We start from the raw sequence: 18,726 nt of genomic DNA, 5'->3' as shown, positions 1-18,726 counted from the left end.
AACAGCACTGATTGCATGGTGGTGGCACTCCCAATAGCGGGCGGTGTGATGAGTTTTAGCAAAAAAAAGACCTCACCAAGCCCGCATACTGCGGGTTTTTTTGTACCCAAATTTTGACCGCCACTTCGATGAAAACGACAAACGCGGCGGAACGTAAGAAGGATTCTGACAATGATTATTGTACTAAAACGAGAAGCAACCGAAGCACAGGCAAAAGCTATCCTCGCAAAAATTGAGCAAGCAGGCCTGAAACCGCTGTTTATGCCGGGCGTTGAACGTATTGTACTGGGCGCATTGGGAGATGAGCGAGTTTTGCAAAAGCTGCATTTAGACAGCGACCCGATTGTTGAAGAAGTGAAACCTATCCTGACCAAATACAAAATGGTCTCTCGCGATGTCCAAGCGCATGACAGTGTAGTGCGCATTGGCAATATTGCCGTCGGGGGCGATAAATTCGCCGTTATTGCAGGTCCTTGTTCCGTTGAGTCAGAAGCGCAGTTGATGTCTGTCGCTGATGTTGTAAAAGGTCACGGCGCCGTCGCCCTCCGTGGTGGTGCCTATAAACCAAGAACCAGTCCTTATGACTTCCAAGGTATGGGTGTTGAAGGCCTAAAATTGTTGAAAAAAGCAAGTGACGCAACAGGCATGCCCACCGTGTCTGAAGTCATGGAGGTCAGCCAGGTAGATTCACTGTGTGAATACATAGACTGCTTACAAATTGGCGCACGCAATATGCAAAACTACGGATTGTTAAAGGCAGTTGGTGAAACCGGAAAACCGGTCTTGTTAAAGCGCGGACTTTCCGCCACTATCGAGGAGTTATTGCTGGCAGCAGAATATATCTATGATGCTGGCAACCCGAACATTATTTTGTGTGAACGCGGTATTCGTACCTACGAAACCGCTACCCGAAATACACTCGACCTCAATGCCGTCGCGTATATCAAGCAACGCAGCCACCTACCCGTGGTCGTTGACCCAAGCCATGGCACCGGTGTTCGAGAGTTGGTTATCCCGTTGTCTCGCGCCGCAGCTGCTGTGGGTGCTGACGGCATTATCGTAGAAAGCCACCTCAACCCCGCCGAAGCTTTGTCAGATGGTCATCAGGCATTGACCGGGTCGATGTTCGCGCAATTGATGCAGGAATTAAAACCATTTGTAGAAGCAGCAGGGAGAACGCTGTGAAAAACCACGCTTTAAAGCTAGGCGAACTCGACGTATTAAACTTGGATGTGCCATACGTCGCAGCACCGACAGAACTGTATGCGGCGGTTTGTAAAGACCGTCCGCATAGCTTACTGCTCGAATCTGCCGAGATTGACTCTAAGCAAGACCTGAAAAGCCTCATGCTGATCGATGCAGCGGTACGTATTGTTTGCCGCGGTAGGACTGTCGAACTCGAAGCAAAAACGAAGAACGGCAGCAATGTGCTCGACGCTGTAGAAGCGTCAATCACGGCACAAGGCTTGGTCGTTGAGCAAACGCGTAAAACAGATTTACTCACACTGCATTTTGCTCAAGAAAATCGTGCACAAGATGAGGACGCCCGCCTGCGTGAACCGTCACCTTTCGACGCATTGCGACTGATACAACAGGCATTCAGACTCGATGGATTACCAAGCGAAGCGCTTTTTATAGGTGGACTGTTTGCTTACGATCTCGTGGCACAATTTGAACCGTTTCCAAGTGTTGAGCAAAGCAATCGCTGCCCCGATTACCTGTTCTATGTTGCAGAAACACTGCTTATCATTGACCACCAGCGCCGTAAAGCCAAACTGCAAGGTACACAGTTTGGTGGTGCAGAAACAACGGAAGCCTACTTCGATCTGAGCAGGCGCTTACAAAACATCAAAGAAAACTGCATTCATCCTACACAAATGCCAGATGCCCAAAAACTGGCAAGTTGTGAAATGAATATGTCTGTGAGTGATGAAGAATTTTGCGCTGCGGTTGATGAACTGAAAAGCTATGTCGTTAAAGGTGATGTCTTTCAGGTTGTTCCTAGCCGAAAGTTCACCTTGCCTTGCCCATCACCACTGAACGCATACCTGAAACTCAAGCAAGGGAATCCAAGTCCTTACATGTTCTACATGCAAGACGCCGATTTCACGCTGTTTGGCGCATCGCCAGAAAGCGCGCTCAAATATGGCAAAGACACCAACCAAGTCGAAATCTACCCGATCGCGGGTACACGACCTCGCGGCAAAAATGCAGACGGTTCAATCAACTTGGATTTGGACGGCCGTATCGAGCTAGAACTTCGTAACGATACCAAAGAGAAAGCTGAGCACATGATGCTGGTAGATTTGGCGCGTAACGACGTGGCGCGCATCAGCGAACCCGGCACACGTTATGTCGCTGACCTACTCCAAGTAGACCGCTACAGCCATGTGATGCACCTAGTGTCCCGCGTTGTAGGTCAGCTTCGGAATGACTTGGATGCGTTGCACGCCTATCAAGCATGCATGAACATGGGCACCCTGACTGGTGCACCAAAAATCCGCGCGATGCAGCTTATCCGCCAGTTCGAACAAGGCCGTCGCGGTAGCTATGGTGGTGCCGTGGGCTACCTAACTGGTCATGGAGATATGGATACTTGTATCGTTATCCGTTCTGCCTACGTAGAAGATGGCGTCGCACAAGTGCAAGCGGGGGCGGGAGTGGTATTTGATTCTATCCCACAAGCAGAAGCCGATGAAACACGTAGTAAAGCACAAGCGGTTATCACTGCCATCAAAGCAGCACACACGGAGGCACAAGCATGAGCAACGCACTGAATGCACATATTGTGCTAGTCGATAACTTTGATTCCTTCACCTACAACTTGGTCGATCAATTTCGCTCTCTGGGTTATCCGGTCAAGATTTACCGTAACAGCCTATCTGCCGAACAAATTGCCAACGCGGTGGAAGAACTCGTTAATCCCGTTGTTGTACTTTCTCCCGGCCCAGGCGCACCCTCTGAAGCGGGTTGTATGCCAGCATTAATCCAAATGCTAAAAGGCAAGGTGCCAATGATTGGTATTTGCCTCGGCCAACAAGCCATCACAGAAGCGTATGGCGGTGAAGTATCTGGTGCGGGTGAAATCGTACATGGCAAAGCATCGCAGATGACACACAGCCAGCACCCTGTTTTTGGCAACATCGAAAGTCCTCTGACTATCGCCCGATATCACTCTTTGGTCGCAACCAAAGTGCCGGAATCACTGGATGTGATTGCCGACGTAGACGGGCTTGTCATGGCCGTGGTGAACGATGCCGACCGCGTAGTCGGTTTTCAATTTCATCCCGAATCAATACTAACAACGAAAGGCGCAGACCTTCTCACACACACAATCAGTTGGGCTACACAAACACGCTGATGGACATTAGGGAAATAGGAGAGAACTTATGGAAGCAATCATCAACAAACTTTACGACCAGACGACTCTGACTCAGGACGAAAGCCAACAGCTGTTTGACACCATCATCAAAGGAGAATTGGATCCTATCCTGCTGGCTTCAGCACTGACTGCACTGAAAATAAAAGGCGAATCGCCAGAGGAAATCGCAGGGGCTGCGGCTGCACTGACTGAAAATGCGAACCCATTCCCGTCACCCGATTATGATTTTGCTGATATCGTCGGAACAGGTGGCGACGGTGCAAACACCATTAATATTTCAACGACTGCCGCGTTTGTTGCCGCTGCATGTGGCGTAAAAGTCGCCAAGCACGGTAATCGAGGCGTATCGAGCAAATCAGGTTCCTCCGATCTGCTTGCAGCCTTCGGCATTGATTTAGCCATGAGCCCAGAAACTGCGCGTAGTGCGTTAGATGATTTAGGTGTCTGCTTCCTGTTCGCGCCGCAATATCACAGCGGCGTTCGCCATGCGATGCCTGTGCGTCAAACCATGAAAACTCGCACCATTTTCAATCTCTTGGGTCCGCTAATTAATCCCGCCAAACCGAGTTTGGAACTGATGGGGGTGTACGAAAAATCGCTTGTCCGCCCTATTGCAGAGACCATGTTGAACCTTGGGTTGAAACGCGCAGCAGTCGTACATGGTAGCGGACTCGATGAAGTTGCCATTCACGGCGAGACAACCGTGGCAGAAATCAAAGACGGGCAAATTCATGAATACACGCTGACACCTGCAGAATTCGGCGTAGAAACCTACCCACTGGACACCATCAAAGGTGGAGACCCAGAAGAAAACAAAGCCATCATCACCCAAATTTTGCAAGGCAAAGGGACGGATGCACAACAAGCGGCAGTCGCCGTCAACGTTGCACTTCTGCTTCGCCTCTTTGGGCATGAAGATCTCAAAGCTAATACGAAAAAAGCACTGGACATTATGCAGAGTGGTAAACCATTCGAACTGGTTCAGCAGCTAGCATCACGGAGCAACTAATGGAAACGGTACTCGCAAAAATTGTTGCGGATAAAAAAGTATGGGTCGCAGATCGCAAGGCAGCGCAGCCTCTTGAGAGCTTTATTAACGACATCGTGACAAGCGATAGAAGTTTCTACCAAGCGCTCTCAAGTAAACCTGCAAAGTTCATCTTAGAATGCAAAAAGGCTTCACCGTCAAAAGGCCTGATCCGTGACGACTTCGACTTGGATTACATTGCCAGCGTATACGGCAAACATGCCGCGGCGATTTCAGTCCTGACTGATGAGAAGTACTTTCAGGGTAACTTTGACTTCCTGCCAATTGTACGGGGTCAAGTGCCTTGCCCTGTGCTTTGTAAAGATTTCATGGTCGATACCTATCAAATCTATCTCGCGCGTCACCATCAAGCAGACGCGATTTTGCTCATGCTCTCCGTACTAAATGATGACGAGTACCGTGAACTGGCTGACGTTGCACACACGTTGAATCTGGGTGTGCTGACAGAAGTGAGCAACGAAGAAGAGCTGGCGCGAGCAATCGCATTGGACGCCAAAGTTGTTGGTATTAATAACCGCAACCTTCGCGACCTCAGCATCGACTTAAATCGCACCAAAGCGTTAGCGCCGCAGCTACCTGACGATCGTATCGTCATTTCTGAATCCGGTATCTACACCCACCAGCAGATCCGCGAACTTGCTCCTTACGCAAATGGCTTTCTGATTGGTAGTTCATTGATGTCAGAAACCGATGTGGAACAAGCGGTTCGACGCGTACTTTACGGCGACAACAAAGTGTGTGGATTAACACGCGCAGAAGATGCTAAAGCCGCTTACGAAGCCTATGCCAACTATGGTGGCCTGATATTCGTCGAAAAATCACCGCGGTATGTAGATGTAGAAGCTGCGCAAAAAGTGATGAAAGGCGCGCCACTGGAATACGTGGGCGTATTCCAAAACCACGAGATTGATCACGTCGCTCAGATTGCAAATGAACTTGGGCTGCATGCCGTTCAATTGCACGGCGACGAAACCGCTGACTATGTGGACAGCCTTCGTAGCAAGCTGGCTGAGAACACCCAAATATGGAAAGCGCACGGCGTGAGCACGGAAACGCCTTCCCTGCTTGAGAATGTGGACCGCAATCTTCTGGATAGCCGTGTAGGCGAACAGCGTGGCGGCACTGGCACTTCATTTGATTGGTCGCTGATCCCTGATGCGCGAAAAGACACGCTGATGATCGCTGGCGGGCTCAACAGCGAAAATGCAAAACAAGCCGCGGAGCTTGGCTGCATCGGATTAGATTTTAACTCGGGTGTCGAAGACATGCCGGGTCTCAAAGACAGAGAAAAACTGGACGCTGCGTTTACAGCGCTGAGAGATTACTAAGGACTGTTATGACTAAGTTGAATGCCTATTTTGGCGAATTCGGTGGCCAGTACGTGCCACAGATTCTGGTCCCAGCGTTGGATCAATTGGAACAAGCGTTCATTGACGCACAAAGCGACCCCGAATTCCAAAGCGAGTTTATCAATTTGCTCCAGGAATATGCAGGGAGACCAACCGCGTTGACGCTAACGCGTAACCTCACGAAAGGTACCAAAACCAAGTTGTACCTCAAGCGTGAGGACTTGCTGCACGGCGGTGCACATAAAACCAACCAAGTGCTGGGCCAAGCATTGCTGGCTAAGCGAATGGGCAAGAAAGAGATCATCGCCGAAACGGGCGCAGGTCAGCACGGTGTTGCGACAGCGCTTGCTTGTGCGCTGCTCGACTTGAAATGTCGCGTTTACATGGGTGCAAAAGACGTGGAACGTCAAAGCCCGAACGTATTTCGCATGAAATTGATGGGTGCCGAAGTGATCCCTGTTCATTCAGGCTCTTCAACCCTTAAAGATGCCTGTAATGAAGCACTGCGAGATTGGTCAGCCACCTATGAAGATGCGCACTATCTTCTTGGCACAGCTGCGGGCCCTCACCCCTTCCCGACCATTGTGCGTGAATTCCAAAAAATGATTGGTGAAGAAACTAAGCAACAGATTTTGGAGCGCGAAGGTCGCTTGCCTGATAGCGTGATTGCCTGTGTGGGCGGCGGTTCAAATGCCATTGGTATGTTCGCTGATTTCATCGAAGAATCCGACGTTGGCCTGATTGGTGTAGAGCCAGCAGGTTTAGGGTTAGATACAGACCAGCATGGTGCGCCGCTTAAACACGGTAAGCTCGGCATTTTCTTTGGGATGAAATCGCCACTGATGCAAGACACTCACGGCCAAGTAGAAGAATCCTACTCAGTATCTGCAGGTCTCGACTTCCCATCTGTTGGGCCACAACACGCACATTTAAACGCCATCGGTCGCGCTGAGTACGTTGCCATCACCGATGACGAAGCTTTGGACGCGTTCCAAGAACTTGCTCGTCATGAAGGTATTATCCCTGCATTGGAATCAGCCCATGCGCTTGCATACGCACTTAAAATGGCGAGAGAGAACCCAGAAAAAGAGCAATTACTGGTGGTTAACCTGTCAGGTCGTGGAGACAAGGACATCTTCACCGTGCACGACATTTTGAAAGAAAAAGGAGTGATGTAATGGCTGCGACCTTGTCTCACCGCTATGAAGCGATGTTTGAAAAACTGGATGCAAAGAATGAAGGCGCTTTCGTCCCTTTCGTGACCATTGACGATCCAAATCCTGAGCAGTCCCTGAAGGTAATCGAAACCCTCGTGGCAAACGGTGCTGACGCACTTGAACTGGGGATTCCTTTTTCTGATCCATTGGCAGATGGCCCAACTATTCAAGGTGCAGCAATCCGCGCGTTAGGGTCGGGGACAACACCTGACACTTGCTTTGACATCTTACGTAGAGTGCGTGAGATCCACCCTGATATCCCTATGGGTCTGTTGATGTACGCCAACCTAGTATTCGCCAACGGAATCGACAATTTCTATGCAAAATGCGCAGATGCGGGTGTGGACTCAGTACTGATTGCCGATGTACCCGCAGGCGAGTCCGACGAGTTTCGCGCGTCGGCAGAAAAACACGGTGTGCACGCGATTTTTATTGCGCCACCAAATGCCAATGAAGAAACACTGAAAACCATTTCAGAACTGGGTGGTGGTTATACCTATCTGCTTTCACGCGCAGGTGTAACGGGCGCAGAAACCAAGGCAGGTCAACCGATTAACCATTTGCTGGAAAAGCTTAGCGAATACGGTGCACCTCGCCCGCTGCTGGGTTTTGGTATTTCTGAACCGTCACAAGTTAAAGAAGCCATTGGTGCTGGGGCTGCAGGAGCGATTTCCGGTTCAGCCGTGGTGAAAATCATTGAGCGTAACGTGAATGATGAATCCAACATGCTTAAAGAACTTGGTGAATTTGTTTCAGTAATGAAAGCAGCAACTGCAAAATAGCATTTAAAGCCCGTTCAACACCCACTAAAAGCCAACCTTATGTTGGCTTTTTTCATCTCGAAACAGTTCTCTTCCTCGTTCACGTTTTATATAGCGTAAGTTTTCGGTAAACTCACCCGTTAGATTTGATAACACTCCGCTCAACGTTTGGAGTGAACAAGGATAAGTATCTGAATGAAACAGCTTCTCGATTTTATTCCACTGATTATTTTCTTTGCGCTTTACAAGATGTACGACATCTACACCGCAACAGGTGCGTTGATTGTCGCCACCATCATTCAAGTTGCAGTGACGTGGGTGCTTTATAAAAAAGTGGAAAAAATGCAAGTTATCACCGCAGTACTCGTCGCTGTGTTCGGGGGGATGACGCTATTTTTCCAAGATGATAACTTCATCAAATGGAAAGTCACCATTGTCTATGCACTGTTTGCTGGTGGACTGATTATTTCTCAAATGCTTGGTAAGCCGTTGATTAAAGGTATGCTGGCCAAAGAAATTAACCTGCCTGATGCCGTATGGCGAAACGTAAACCACGCTTGGGTTGCGTTCTTCTCGGTACTTGCCGTGCTCAATATTTACGTCGCATATAGCCTTCCATTAGACGTTTGGGTGAACTTCAAAGTCTTCGGGTTAATGGCACTGACACTGATGTACACGTTAGCGACTGGCGTTTATATCTACAAGCACATGCCGAAAGAAACAGACTCCGAGTAACCCTCTTTTCATTGCGCAGGATATTTACGATCCTGCGCCCTTTGGGACAAATTGATTCCCAGGAAGAAGTACCATGTCAGAATCAAATCCGTACCCACAGGGTAAATACTTGGCGGCCTCTCCGCTGGATAAAATTGCATCGCAATATTTTGTGGAGACGTTTAACAATGTGTGACACACCTAAAGGGCAACTCCTTTCCAGAACACTTGCAATGCCCAGCGACTGCAATCCAAATATGCAAATCTTCGGCGGCTGGATCATGTCCCAGCTTGACCTTGCAGGTGGCATCCTCGCAAAAGAAATCTCAGGTGGAAAGATCGTCACCGTTTCTGTTTCAAGTATTGAATTCAAGAAACCTGTGAATATCGGCGATGTCGTTTGTGTATATGGTGAGTGCGTCAAAATCGGTCGCACATCCATGAGCATGGAATTGGAAGTATGGGTGAAACCCATTAACGATGACGGCATTAAAGATCGCTATAAAGTGTGTAATGCCACGTTTCACTATGTCGCAATCGACAGTGAAGGCCGCCCACGAGCGATAAACAAGTCATAAATCAGACATTTCTGCCAGCACTTTACTGTATCCTTGCGTACACTAGGCTCAAAGCAAAGTGCTGACTTACATGGAGAGAATGAGAAATGTGGTACGTCATCTTTTCACAAGACGTAGAAAACAGTTTGCCGCTTCGCATGCAAGTGCGCGAACTACATCTGGCACGACTACGAGCCCTTGAATCAGAAGGACGACTGCTGGTTGCTGGCCCAAACCCTGCTGTAGACAGTGAAGACCCAGGCGAAGCAGGCTTTACCGGCTCGACCGTCATTGCTCAGTTTAACAGTCTTGAAGAAGCGCAAACCTGGGCGGACGCCGACCCTTATATTGATGCTGGCGTCTACAAAGACGTTATTGTTAAACCCTTTAAGAAAGTTCTGCCTGCATAACACGCAGATTTACAAAGCAAGGATCCCGTAATGCGAGATTGGTTAATCACCGGAAAATCCGTACTGGTTGGTGCACTGGTTTTAGGTTTATCAGCGTGTTCCAGCACATCAGATCTTGAAATAGCAGAAACATTTGCAGCTCAACGTGCAGATATGCTGGGCAAGCTCGTACCGGTTAATATGAATGGTTACAACTTAGTAAGAGCAAAAGCCAATAGTGCTGAGATAGAGCTTACTCTCTTGTATTCTGGAAGTGGTGATGTTGCTCCTATCGTCCTTGCTGACGGCTTAGAAAAACGATACTGCAAGGAGAATGAAATCTCGTCTCTGATGGAGAAAGGCGTGAGTTACAAACTCCTCGTAAGAGATGCTCGTGGCCGCCCTGTATTGGAACGCGTGATAACGAAAGAAGATTGTAGTAGCTAGAAACTGAAAGCCCGCAAATGTTGCGGGCTTTTATTTGATAAGCTCAAAACCTAGGAGGAATGACATCACTTTTTCCCTTGCCATCTCGCAAGGCTTTAGTGACCAAATGTCATCAACCAGATACAGGTTACCGCTAACAACGTCGTTGCCTGACACTGCCTCTGCGAATATTTTTAACGCATGTCCGTGACTATAGCGGCCTATCGATAGCCCCCACCGTTCACCATTGTATGTGACGTCATGGTAACCCGATTCTAGCGCATTTATCCGTTGAAAAGCGTCCATAGGCAACGCCTCGCGTCAATTAACTGTGTTTAAAGTGAAGCACTTTTAACGCGCTATCCGTGTCAATATCTTCAAACTCGGGTGGATTTTCTAAACGAGACTCAAAGAGGAATGCAGGAGCCAGTTCTGCCATCTGTTCAGTTAAGAAACTCGGCAATACATCCGGTGAGTTAACACAAGCAAGTACATCCCCACCTTCCGCCACCAATTCTGGCAACTTGCGCAGAATTTTCGCGTAATCTTTGGTCAGAACAAAACTGCCTTTCTGGAAAGAGGGCGGGTCAATGATAACGAGATCGTAAGGACCAAATTTTTTGACTTTCCCCCACGACTTAAACAATTCATGACCAAGGAAACTCACCTTGCTCATGTCATGCTGATTTAACTGGTGATTTTCACGACCACGAGACAAAGATGACTTCGCCATGTCCAGATTCACCACTTTCTCAGCCCCGCCTTCGATGGCTGCAACAGAAAAACCACAAGTGTACGCAAAGAGATTCAGTACACGTTTACCTTGGGCATGATCTTTCACCCATTGGCGGCCCAATCGCATATCGAGAAACAAACCATTATTCTGACGTTTACCGAGATCCAGCTTGTAAGTGAGCGTATTCTCTACCACATTGATTTGCATTGGCATTTCGCCAACCAACGTTTCCGTCTCTGCCCCTTCGCGATCTCTATGCTGCACAGAAACGGTTTTACCACCGACTTGCTTCCAGACATCGGATTGAACAAATGCTTGCACTTGTTCATTCAGCGCAATGTAAAACGCTGGCTCGGCCTCTTTAAACACAGCGATTTGCAGTACGCCCTGCCCCAGCCAGTCTGCTGTTATTTGCTCCAATCCGTCGTAGCAACGTCCTCGCCCGTGGAAAACACGACGCACCTCATCACCGCATTCAATCAAGCGGTTGGAAATAACACTGAAAAACTGTGGCAGTGCGCTTGGTGACATCATTCTGGGTTTTCCTCTTTAGTGACCGCTGCAGCCTCATTCAGATCTAATGGAATACCGCTGAGTTGCAAGTTATTAAATTCGTTGCCGTGATGACGTTGAGCGCGAGCAATTTTGCGCTTCCGCTGGCGTCTCAGGCTCGCAAGCCCCCAAAACTTATGAGAATTCGTGCTGCGCGTCTTACTGCGATTAGGCTGCATGCTTGTCTCCAATATTTACAAGCCATCCTTGGTATCGTTCCTGATTGTTCAGGTGAATTCCGTTTATTTTTGATGAAGTAGTTTGGGCCAGTTTAGAAGCCAAGGTGCTTGCCAATCGTTCGGCAATTCCGGCCACATGTCACCCAGCACTGGTGGTTCAACAAATTGATAGTGTTTACCGGTATGTGTAAACGACAAGGAATACGCGTGTAAATACCCTCTATCAGCGGCTTCACCACCATAAATATCGTCTCCCAGAATCGTCGAACCCACACTTTTCAGTGCCACACGAATCTGGTGGGTTTTTCCTGTATACGGCTTACAAAGGAATAACCGCTTACCTTCTCCGCCCGACGTAGAAAAAAACTGTGTCGTTGCTGGATTGGTTTTGCTCGAAAGCAATTTCCACATCGCGCGACGGCTTTTTGCCATATCACCCGAAATGGTACCTTGCTTCTTACTCGGCTTCTTCGCTGACAGGGCAAGATAGAACTTTTGAACCGTTCTTTCTGCAAACAGACTTGAAAGTGATGAAGCCGCTTGTTGATGTCGACCCAGCAATAGCAATCCGGATGTCATTTTATCCAGTCTATGGATTAAATAAAGTTGCTTATCACCCGTTGCGTTAGCAACCTCGGTCAACAAAGCCTGCTCATTATCATCCTTATGGACACTGACTCCAGGGTGTTTGTTGATCACCAAGAAATCGTCATTCTGATAAACCAGCGTGAACATGGTTAAACCTGTTATTTGTTACGTCTGCGGTGAGTGTAATCGGAGTGGGAAGACAGATAAAGCAAAGAGGTAATGAGGATGAAAAATAGTAAAAAAGAATCCCCGCACTGGCGGGGATTTACACAAAATGGTTACTTAAATAGCGGCCACAAAAACACCATTGCCATCAAGATTGGGCATACGATACGAACGTACGCTGGCCATACTTTCCAGAACGTGCTTTGCGCAAACTCAGGTTGACCATGGCTTAGCTCTTCAAGTACTTGGTTGCGGTTCCAAATCCAGCCAGCAATCAGTGCCATTATCAAGCCAAGAATGGGTTGCATGTACTCGGTTGTCACGGTAATCACTAAGCCAAACATGGTGTCGAAATTAAAGATAATGATGGCCGATAAAATAGAAATCGCACCACCAATCCACCATACAACCGCTTTACGCTCCTTGTTCAGTTCTTCACACGCACAAGAAACAGGCACCTCAAGCATTGAGATAGAAGACGTCAACGCTGCAATCACCATCAATGCAAAGAAAGCCACGCTGATAATGATGCCTGCAAAGCCCATGGTTTCAAACATGGCAGGAAGTACGCTGAACACCAATGTATCACCGTCAAGCAACGCACCTGCTTCGTTATAAATTTGCACACCATTTTTCTGTGCCACGAACATTGCCGGCAAAATCAGGAGACCCGCAACAAATGCTACGCCCGTGTCGACCATCGCAACTTGTGCAGCAGTCTTCGGCAAGTTTGCGTCTTTGCTCAGGTAAGAGCCGTATACCATCATGGTACAAACACCGATCGAAAGTGAGAAGAACGCCTGCCCCATCGCGCTCACCATCAAATCTGGAGAGAAATGTGACGTATCTGGGACTAAGTACATTTTCAAGCCATCAATTGCACCCGGTTGGGTCAAGGTGTAAATCACCATCACAATGAACAGCACAAACAGTACGGGCATCAAACGGCTAGACCATTTTTCAATACCGTCTGCGACACCGTTTTTCACGACAAGAATAGTCAGAAGCATGAACACGCCCATCAGAATCAGGTTACGTTCAATGCTAAAACCTTCAAGCCACGCTGCCGCACTCTCCATCCCGATAGCACTCAGCACCGGCCCCACAAGGAAGCCAAAGAACCAGCCCGCCACTATCGCGTAGAAACTCAAAATACCGCTGGCACCCAACAGACCCGCAATACCAACAGCACTGCCCAACGCTTTTTGTTTAGGTGCGACGGAAATAAGGGAACGAATAGGGTTCGACGCGCCATAACGACCAATGGTCAACTCTGCAACCAACAAGGGATAAGCCAGGACAAATACCATGACCAAATACGTGATCAAAAAAACAGCACCACCATTGCTGGCTGCCTGTGTCGGGAAACCCCATATATTACCTAGGCCAACGGCAGAACCTGCCGCGGCAAGAATGAAACCTAATCTGGAAGAAAACTGGGCTCTATTACTGCTTGCCATAACTACTCTCTACTACAATCGATGATGTTGTTTAGGTACTAATACCCAGCATCTTCTGCCTTTCCTTGGCATCTCCCAGCTGGATTGTAAACATTAGTTTACAGGAGACATTTGACCCGCTTTTGCAACAGACATGGCAAGTAAACCAGCTTTGGAATAAAATTTGAAGCGATCGCGCTATATTTTTCGATCAAGTGGTATATTTCCCCGCTCACACTCCCTTTTCTGTTACTTTATAAACACCTGGCGACAATTATTTCATAACAAACCTTTCACACTGACGAAGAATTGACTTCTAATGACTATCGATAACGAATAAGAGACACTAAAGTCTGTGCATAGTCAGCACCACCGCTCTATATTGAGTGACGAAAAAGGCTAAGTTGGTTGATATGGAAAAAATTTATCAGTTTATTGTTTGGGCGAGTGTTTTTTTTTATTGGCTTTTAATCGCCGGTGTCACCATTCGTGTCGTTCTAAAACGCCGTGCACTTGGTGTTTCTATTGCTTGGCTGATGATCATCTACATCATCCCTATTGTTGGGGTAATCCTTTATTTACTCGTAGGTGAGTTAAATTTAGGGAGAAAGCGAGCCGAACGTGCGAAAGCAATGTTCACCCCTTATGGTCAATGGATGGCAACACTGAGTGAGTGTGAAGTCCACCGACCACAGCACCAAAGCTTCCTCGCCCGTCCCGTTCATGATCTTTGCCTGAGACGCGCAGGGATACCGGCCTTAGCGGGAAATCAGCTTTCTCTTCATTGTGAAACCGCCGATATTTTACGAAATATTGCTAAAGATGTTCATTCAGCCAAACGTTCCGTCAACATGGTTTTTTATATTTGGCATCCAGGCGGACATGCAGACGATGTTGCTAAAGAAGTATGCTCTGCGGCGCGTCGTGGTGTGACCGTGCGAATTTTGCTCGACTCAGCTGGGAGCAAATCCTTCTTTCGAACCCACTGGCCAGACGAAATGCGTCGTGCGGGCGTAGAGCTTATTGAAGCGCTGGCCGTAAGCCCTGCTCGTATGTTTTTACGGCGCCTCGACATTCGACAACACCGTAAAATTGTCATCATCGACAACGAAATTGGCTATACAGGCTCCATGAACATGGTTGACCCACGTTTCTTCAAACAAGATGCAGGCGTTGGGCAGTGGGTCGATATTATGGTGAAAGTCGACGGCCCCTCTGTTCCTGTTTTAAACAGCATTTTCGCGTGGGATTGGGAAGTCGAAACAGGATTGCGATACTTGCCAGATTTACCAACCTGCCCTTTGATTGAACAACATGAACATGCTAACCATTCAGTGCAGGTCGCGCCGTCAGGGCCTGGCATGCCTGACGGTATTATCCAGCAAGTATTGATGCTAGCTATCCACCAGGCAAAAAGAAGCCTCACCATCACCACGCCTTACCTCATCCCGAGTGAAAGTTTGCTCGCAGCGCTACAGACGACTGCACAGCGGGGGGTGACTGTAAATCTGATTATCCCGGCAAAAAATGACAGCCTTATGGTCGAATGGGCAAGCCGGTCATTTTTCAATGACTTGCTAAGAGCCGGAATCAATATTTATCGATTTCAAGGAGGCCTTCTTCACACAAAATCCGTGATGGTCGACGAAAACTTCTGCCTAATTGGAACCGTAAATCTCGACATGCGAAGCCTGTGGCTAAACTTTGAATTAACGCTATGTATTGACGATCCGGATTTCTGCGCGGACCTTTCCTCTTTGCAGCAGGAATACATCAACAACTCGACCCCTCTTCTCATTGAAACGTGGCAAAAACGCTCCGTGTTAAATCGACCCATTGAGCAGTTTTTCTACATGTTCAGCCCGCTACTGTAACCACGAATAAAACACCAAAAGTCATGGCTTTGGTGTTTTTGGGCCCTTTTTTGAACAAGTCATTTAATTTCACAATTTCTTACACTTTTTCAGGTCAGATAAACACCCCATCTAGGTTTACAACGGACTAATTATCAAACGAGATTTTGGGGTTATTTAGTCACCTCATTTACACCCTGCCTCACTTTTGAAACATAACATTTACCATTTTCGGTAATTTCTTTTATGTATCAATTAGTTAAATGACAATAAAAAGTAAATTCAGCCAGATACACTCTTATGACGAGAGTGTCTGGCATATTAGACTTTTCCAGAGATGAAGATGTAATATTTGCGCCACTAAACCTATAAAAATGCAATAGAGATAAGCGTGGATATTCAATCGGAACTGAGCTCACTATGTCGTCTAATTACGCTAAAATCGGCAAAGCGCTATCATGACTGGCTATTTGAGCAAGGAGTCACTTTAGGCCCCGAGCAAACCATCACCATTTCAACGATTGCAAAATCTGTTGAATTTCGCCAAGGCGATCTGATGGCTTTGCCTTATTTGGCCAGTGAGAAGTCAAAAGTGAGCCGTATCGTCCAAAGTTTGGTGATGGAAGGCTACATTAATCGTCGTGACGATATTAACGACCGACGTTCTAAGATTTTGACACTCACGGATAAAGGTCAAGCAATGGCAGACCTTCTGAGTAAAGCAGACCAACGTAACTTCGAAACGATTCACGCACTCCTATCAGAAGAAGAGGCGGTTTCACTTCGTTCTACATTAACGAAAGTCGCACACGCCATTTAACGAATAAAGAAAACCCGGCCACGCCGGGTTTTTATTTCCTGCCCCAGCATGTCCATTGTTTCAACACATTGATTTATCAGCTCTGACTTAAATCACGCGTGTTTTTCCATCTTAATTACATCCAAAATACCGTATTTAATACGAGAAAAAAGTTTCGTTTTCACATCAAACTCTTGGTCATCAAAACCCATATTCATACGTCTTTTTCGCCCCTCAAATGCAACCTGTTGTCTACACTTTAAAAGCGATTACGGGTGATGCTCCAGGGGAATGATCATGCAAGCAAGACACAGAAACTACTTACTCAAAGATACAAAACAACTCCACGCACATGTCCAAGTTATCCCCACCGGCTTGGTCGAAATTGAAATAGTGGAGAATCGTCAATGCCATGAAGCAGAGTTCGAACATGTAAGATTCGAACGTAGCGGCAGGGTGACGAAGTTGGTGGGCAAACATACGTCAAATGGTAAACCCGTTCATTGGCAATTACCGTTAACCAATGCGGACGCAACAGAACTAGAAAACCTCATCGAAGAAGCTCAAGAAGAGCTCGAAATATTGATGAGAGACTTGTAACTACTCCTTGCATATCCTTTTTAAGCGCTGCACTGCAGCGCTTTTTTCATTTCATCTCATGATAATTCGAACTGTGTCGAGAGGTTAAACGTTGGTCGCGTATCTCATTCGGCGAATGCCGCTCACGACGAAGGACGAATGTACATTTATGGTCACTCTGGTAAAATGCGCGAAATTCAAAATGTGAGCATGACGAGAGCCAATTATGCCAATGTATGTTGTGGGTCATAAGATCCCTGATTCTGATTCTATCTGCGGTGCGATTGCACTTGCGTACCTGAAAAATCAAATCGATGAGCCAGCTGTTGCCGCGCGTTTGGGCGACCTATCTCCTGAGACTGCATTCATCCTAGATCGTTTTGGTTTCGAAGCTCCTGAGCTGAAACTTAGCTATGCAGGTGAAGAAGTTTACATCGTTGACCACTCTGAACTGACTCAGGCACCTGACGATATCGCAGAAGCGACTATTGTGGGCATCGTTGATCACCACAAGCTGGGTGATCTAACAACATCTACTCCTCTTGAATGCTGGATCCGCCCTGTAGGTTGTTCAAACACCGTTATCAAAATGATGTATGACTTCTACAACGTAAAAATTCCAAAAGAAATCGCTGGTATCATGCTTTGTGCGATCCTAAGCGACACTGTTATCTTCAAATCTCCGACTTGCACTACCGCAGACATTCGTTGTGTTGAAGACTTGGCAAAAATCGCGGGTATCGAAGATTTCGAAACACTGGGCATGGAAATGTTCAATGTAAAATCTGCGGTTGCTGGTACGCCAATTCGTGATCTGGTTATGCGTGACTACAAAGATTTCAACATGAACGGTAACCTAGTAGGTATCGGTCAGCTGGAAGTGGTTGACCTGGCTGTTTTCGACGAAATCAAAGGTGAGTTGGAAGCCGACATTGCAGTACTGAAAGCAGAAGGCGAACGCCACACTGTTATGCTGCTGCTAACTGACATCATGAAAGAAGGCTCTGAGTTGCTGGTCATTTCTGATGACGTTGAAATTGTTGAGCGTGCCTACGGTAAACAAACCGAAAACGGCCGTGTATGGCTGGACGGCGTACTGAGCCGCAAGAAGCAAGTTGTTCCGCCTCTACAGGATTCATTTGCTTAATCTCAAGCACTGAGATTCATTCAAAGGGTGGTATTTTTACCGCCCTTTTTCATGCTCTCCGTACACAGAGAAAAAGCGGACAAAAACAATCTCGCGTTAGGACAATGGCTTATGAACATTGTTCGATTAATCACTCGTTTAAACTCTGTTTCATATTGATGCCCGTCACATAACTGTGCATAATTCGTTCAACTTTTACTCAAGAGGAACGAACTGTGTCAACGTTGATCGCCGCTAAATTGTCTAAATATGCCCCACTTTTCGTCATGATAAGTGCAACTATCGCATTCGCTATTGTTAACGCTATGTATTGGGGTGGCGTTCTGTAATTCACAGTAAACGTAATCTTTTGAGAAACCGAGCCCGACGCTCGGTTTTTGTTTATAGCCTCTAAAGCCGCGTTATCAGGTGGCCAGCACATCAGGCAAGGTGCCAATAAAACTCTCCATTAATAAGGAAAACCTCCCCTATTTTCACCAAGTTAAACAACAATCAACGAAACGCCTGTCTCACCTCCAGTAATTACATCAATCAGCAACGTCGGCCTCACACCTGTGACTAAGACAGTCGTTCCTCTTGAGAGCTTTCAACACCGGCTCTCTACGTATGATGTGTTGCTGGAGGTGCGGGCGTGAACCTTCAGATGAGTCGTATTGAATCTGCCTGTGAAACACTCAAGTTACAGGCAGTGGGTCAAGAGTGGTCACATTTAGCCAAAACGGCACTCAACAATGAGGCGAGTCTTGCCGACTATTTAGAGTCGCTACTCAATGCTGAGCTGGAAGCAAGAGCGGAGAAAACAAGAGTCACCCTCACAAAGTTTGCAGGCTTCCCGATGGATAAAAC

Annotated in this window: 20 protein-coding genes, 1 pseudogene and 1 other annotated feature; of the genes and pseudogenes, 16 read left to right on the top strand and 5 right to left on the bottom strand. The window is 47.3% G+C overall.

Translation table 11 applies throughout. From position 1 onward, the window contains the following. Window positions 1-10: 10 nt before the first annotated feature. Window positions 11-104, top strand: a sequence feature (Trp leader region). A gap of 67 nt (window positions 105-171) precedes the next feature. From aroF to gspS2, 11 genes are all read left to right on the top strand, one after another. Next, the gene (aroF, locus tag B5D35_RS13055; protein ID WP_078753006.1) at window positions 172-1,185 is read left to right on the top strand and encodes a 3-deoxy-7-phosphoheptulonate synthase; all 1,014 of its coding nucleotides are present in this window, start codon (window positions 172-174) and stop codon (window positions 1,183-1,185) included. Then, a complete protein-coding gene (locus B5D35_RS13050) occupies window positions 1,182-2,765 on the top strand; it encodes an anthranilate synthase component 1 (RefSeq protein WP_078753005.1) in 1,584 nt (527 codons plus the stop codon). The genes aroF and B5D35_RS13050 overlap by 4 nt, the downstream gene beginning before the upstream one ends. Then, a complete protein-coding gene (locus tag B5D35_RS13045; protein WP_078753004.1) occupies window positions 2,762-3,361 on the top strand; it encodes an aminodeoxychorismate/anthranilate synthase component II in 600 nt (199 codons plus the stop codon). The genes B5D35_RS13050 and B5D35_RS13045 overlap by 4 nt, the downstream gene beginning before the upstream one ends. Window positions 3,362-3,389: 28 nt before the next feature. Further along, window positions 3,390-4,391 (top strand): anthranilate phosphoribosyltransferase, encoded by a 1,002-nt coding sequence (trpD, locus tag B5D35_RS13040; protein ID WP_078753003.1) that lies wholly within the window; start codon window positions 3,390-3,392, stop codon window positions 4,389-4,391. Further along, window positions 4,391-5,758: a bifunctional indole-3-glycerol-phosphate synthase TrpC/phosphoribosylanthranilate isomerase TrpF gene (gene trpCF, locus B5D35_RS13035; protein WP_078753002.1), complete on the top strand. Its 1,368-nt coding sequence runs from the start codon at window positions 4,391-4,393 to the stop codon at window positions 5,756-5,758. Before trpD ends, trpCF begins: the two co-directional genes overlap by 1 nt. 8 nt (window positions 5,759-5,766) lie before the next feature. After that, window positions 5,767-6,957 carry a tryptophan synthase subunit beta gene (gene trpB, locus B5D35_RS13030; RefSeq protein ID WP_078753001.1) on the top strand — a complete coding sequence of 397 codons (1,191 nt, stop codon included), beginning with the start codon at window positions 5,767-5,769 and terminating at the stop codon, window positions 6,955-6,957. Then, window positions 6,957-7,778: a tryptophan synthase subunit alpha gene (gene trpA / locus B5D35_RS13025; RefSeq protein ID WP_078753000.1), complete on the top strand. Its 822-nt coding sequence runs from the start codon at window positions 6,957-6,959 to the stop codon at window positions 7,776-7,778. The genes trpB and trpA overlap by 1 nt, the downstream gene beginning before the upstream one ends. A 174-nt stretch (window positions 7,779-7,952) precedes the next feature. Continuing rightward, window positions 7,953-8,492, top strand: coding sequence for a septation protein A (locus tag B5D35_RS13020; RefSeq protein ID WP_078752999.1), 540 nt, complete (start codon window positions 7,953-7,955; stop codon window positions 8,490-8,492). A gap of 167 nt (window positions 8,493-8,659) precedes the next feature. Beyond that, a complete protein-coding gene (yciA, locus tag B5D35_RS13015) occupies window positions 8,660-9,049 on the top strand; it encodes an acyl-CoA thioester hydrolase YciA (RefSeq protein WP_078752998.1) in 390 nt (129 codons plus the stop codon). Window positions 9,050-9,135: 86 nt separating this feature from the next. Beyond that, on the top strand, window positions 9,136-9,438 hold the full coding sequence (locus B5D35_RS13010) for a YciI family protein (protein ID WP_078752997.1): 303 nt from the start codon (window positions 9,136-9,138) through the stop codon (window positions 9,436-9,438). 30 nt (window positions 9,439-9,468) lie between these two features. Further along, window positions 9,469-9,864 carry a type II secretion system pilot lipoprotein GspS-beta gene (gene gspS2, locus B5D35_RS13005; RefSeq protein ID WP_078752996.1) on the top strand — a complete coding sequence of 132 codons (396 nt, stop codon included), beginning with the start codon at window positions 9,469-9,471 and terminating at the stop codon, window positions 9,862-9,864. Between the two features lie 30 nt (window positions 9,865-9,894). Here gspS2 and B5D35_RS13000 read toward each other — a convergent pair whose 3' ends face one another. The 5 genes from B5D35_RS13000 to B5D35_RS12980 form a co-directional block, all read right to left on the bottom strand. Continuing rightward, the gene (locus B5D35_RS13000; protein WP_078752995.1) at window positions 9,895-10,149 is read right to left on the bottom strand and encodes a hypothetical protein; all 255 of its coding nucleotides are present in this window, start codon (window positions 10,147-10,149) and stop codon (window positions 9,895-9,897) included. Between the two features lie 19 nt (window positions 10,150-10,168). Continuing rightward, entirely contained in the window at window positions 10,169-11,113 is a 945-nt protein-coding gene (locus B5D35_RS12995; RefSeq protein WP_078752994.1) for a class I SAM-dependent methyltransferase, read from the bottom strand. Then, entirely contained in the window at window positions 11,110-11,310 is a 201-nt protein-coding gene (locus B5D35_RS12990) for a hypothetical protein (protein ID WP_078752993.1), read from the bottom strand. The genes B5D35_RS12995 and B5D35_RS12990 overlap by 4 nt, the downstream gene beginning before the upstream one ends. A 63-nt stretch (window positions 11,311-11,373) precedes the next feature. Further along, window positions 11,374-12,045 carry a TIGR01621 family pseudouridine synthase gene (locus B5D35_RS12985; RefSeq protein WP_078752992.1) on the bottom strand — a complete coding sequence of 224 codons (672 nt, stop codon included), beginning with the start codon at window positions 12,043-12,045 and terminating at the stop codon, window positions 11,374-11,376. 131 nt (window positions 12,046-12,176) lie between these two features. Then, entirely contained in the window at window positions 12,177-13,523 is a 1,347-nt protein-coding gene (locus tag B5D35_RS12980; protein WP_078752991.1) for a sodium-dependent transporter, read from the bottom strand. A 392-nt stretch (window positions 13,524-13,915) separates the two neighbouring features. Between B5D35_RS12980 and cls the strand changes: the two genes are divergently transcribed. The 5 genes and pseudogenes from cls to B5D35_RS12955 all read left to right on the top strand — a co-directional run. Next, complete coding sequence (gene cls, locus B5D35_RS12975) at window positions 13,916-15,376, top strand: cardiolipin synthase (RefSeq protein WP_078752990.1); 1,461 nt, start codon at window positions 13,916-13,918, stop codon at window positions 15,374-15,376. Window positions 15,377-15,746: 370 nt separating this feature from the next. Beyond that, window positions 15,747-16,175, top strand: coding sequence for a MarR family winged helix-turn-helix transcriptional regulator (locus tag B5D35_RS12970; RefSeq protein ID WP_078752989.1), 429 nt, complete (start codon window positions 15,747-15,749; stop codon window positions 16,173-16,175). Window positions 16,176-16,451: 276 nt separating this feature from the next. Continuing rightward, window positions 16,452-16,754 carry a hypothetical protein gene (locus B5D35_RS12965; protein WP_078752988.1) on the top strand — a complete coding sequence of 101 codons (303 nt, stop codon included), beginning with the start codon at window positions 16,452-16,454 and terminating at the stop codon, window positions 16,752-16,754. A gap of 205 nt (window positions 16,755-16,959) precedes the next feature. Then, on the top strand, window positions 16,960-17,880 hold the full coding sequence (locus B5D35_RS12960) for a manganese-dependent inorganic pyrophosphatase (RefSeq protein ID WP_078752987.1): 921 nt from the start codon (window positions 16,960-16,962) through the stop codon (window positions 17,878-17,880). Window positions 17,881-18,523: 643 nt separating this feature from the next. Continuing rightward, a pseudogene (locus B5D35_RS12955) lies at window positions 18,524-18,726 on the top strand (AAA family ATPase); the annotation flags it as partial.

The sequence above is a fragment of the Enterovibrio nigricans DSM 22720 genome (genome assembly GCF_900167155.1).
GTDB classification, from domain to species: Bacteria; Pseudomonadota; Gammaproteobacteria; order Enterobacterales; family Vibrionaceae; genus Enterovibrio; species Enterovibrio nigricans.
This window is presented reverse-complemented; position numbering and strand designations above follow the sequence as displayed.

Bases quoted from the DNA above. Each gene is read 5' to 3' on its own strand.
- aroF (WP_078753006.1), top strand. From the start codon at position 172: ATGATTATTGTACTAAAACGAGAAGCAACCGAAGCACAGGCAAAAGCT.
- B5D35_RS13045 (WP_078753004.1), top strand. From the start codon at position 2,762: ATGAGCAACGCACTGAATGCACATATTGTGCTAGTCGATAACTTTGAT.
- trpD (WP_078753003.1), top strand. From the start codon at position 3,390: ATGGAAGCAATCATCAACAAACTTTACGACCAGACGACTCTGACTCAG.
- trpCF (WP_078753002.1), top strand. From the start codon at position 4,391: ATGGAAACGGTACTCGCAAAAATTGTTGCGGATAAAAAAGTATGGGTC.
- trpB (WP_078753001.1), top strand. From the start codon at position 5,767: ATGACTAAGTTGAATGCCTATTTTGGCGAATTCGGTGGCCAGTACGTG.
- trpA (WP_078753000.1), top strand. From the start codon at position 6,957: ATGGCTGCGACCTTGTCTCACCGCTATGAAGCGATGTTTGAAAAACTG.
- B5D35_RS13020 (WP_078752999.1), top strand. From the start codon at position 7,953: ATGAAACAGCTTCTCGATTTTATTCCACTGATTATTTTCTTTGCGCTT.
- yciA (WP_078752998.1), top strand. From the start codon at position 8,660: ATGTGTGACACACCTAAAGGGCAACTCCTTTCCAGAACACTTGCAATG.
- B5D35_RS13010 (WP_078752997.1), top strand. From the start codon at position 9,136: ATGTGGTACGTCATCTTTTCACAAGACGTAGAAAACAGTTTGCCGCTT.
- gspS2 (WP_078752996.1), top strand. From the start codon at position 9,469: ATGCGAGATTGGTTAATCACCGGAAAATCCGTACTGGTTGGTGCACTG.
- B5D35_RS13000 (WP_078752995.1), bottom strand. From the start codon at position 10,149: ATGGACGCTTTTCAACGGATAAATGCGCTAGAATCGGGTTACCATGAC.
- B5D35_RS12995 (WP_078752994.1), bottom strand. From the start codon at position 11,113: ATGATGTCACCAAGCGCACTGCCACAGTTTTTCAGTGTTATTTCCAAC.
- B5D35_RS12990 (WP_078752993.1), bottom strand. From the start codon at position 11,310: ATGCAGCCTAATCGCAGTAAGACGCGCAGCACGAATTCTCATAAGTTT.
- B5D35_RS12985 (WP_078752992.1), bottom strand. From the start codon at position 12,045: ATGTTCACGCTGGTTTATCAGAATGACGATTTCTTGGTGATCAACAAA.
- B5D35_RS12980 (WP_078752991.1), bottom strand. From the start codon at position 13,523: ATGGCAAGCAGTAATAGAGCCCAGTTTTCTTCCAGATTAGGTTTCATT.
- cls (WP_078752990.1), top strand. From the start codon at position 13,916: ATGGAAAAAATTTATCAGTTTATTGTTTGGGCGAGTGTTTTTTTTTAT.
- B5D35_RS12965 (WP_078752988.1), top strand. From the start codon at position 16,452: ATGCAAGCAAGACACAGAAACTACTTACTCAAAGATACAAAACAACTC.
- B5D35_RS12960 (WP_078752987.1), top strand. From the start codon at position 16,960: ATGCCAATGTATGTTGTGGGTCATAAGATCCCTGATTCTGATTCTATC.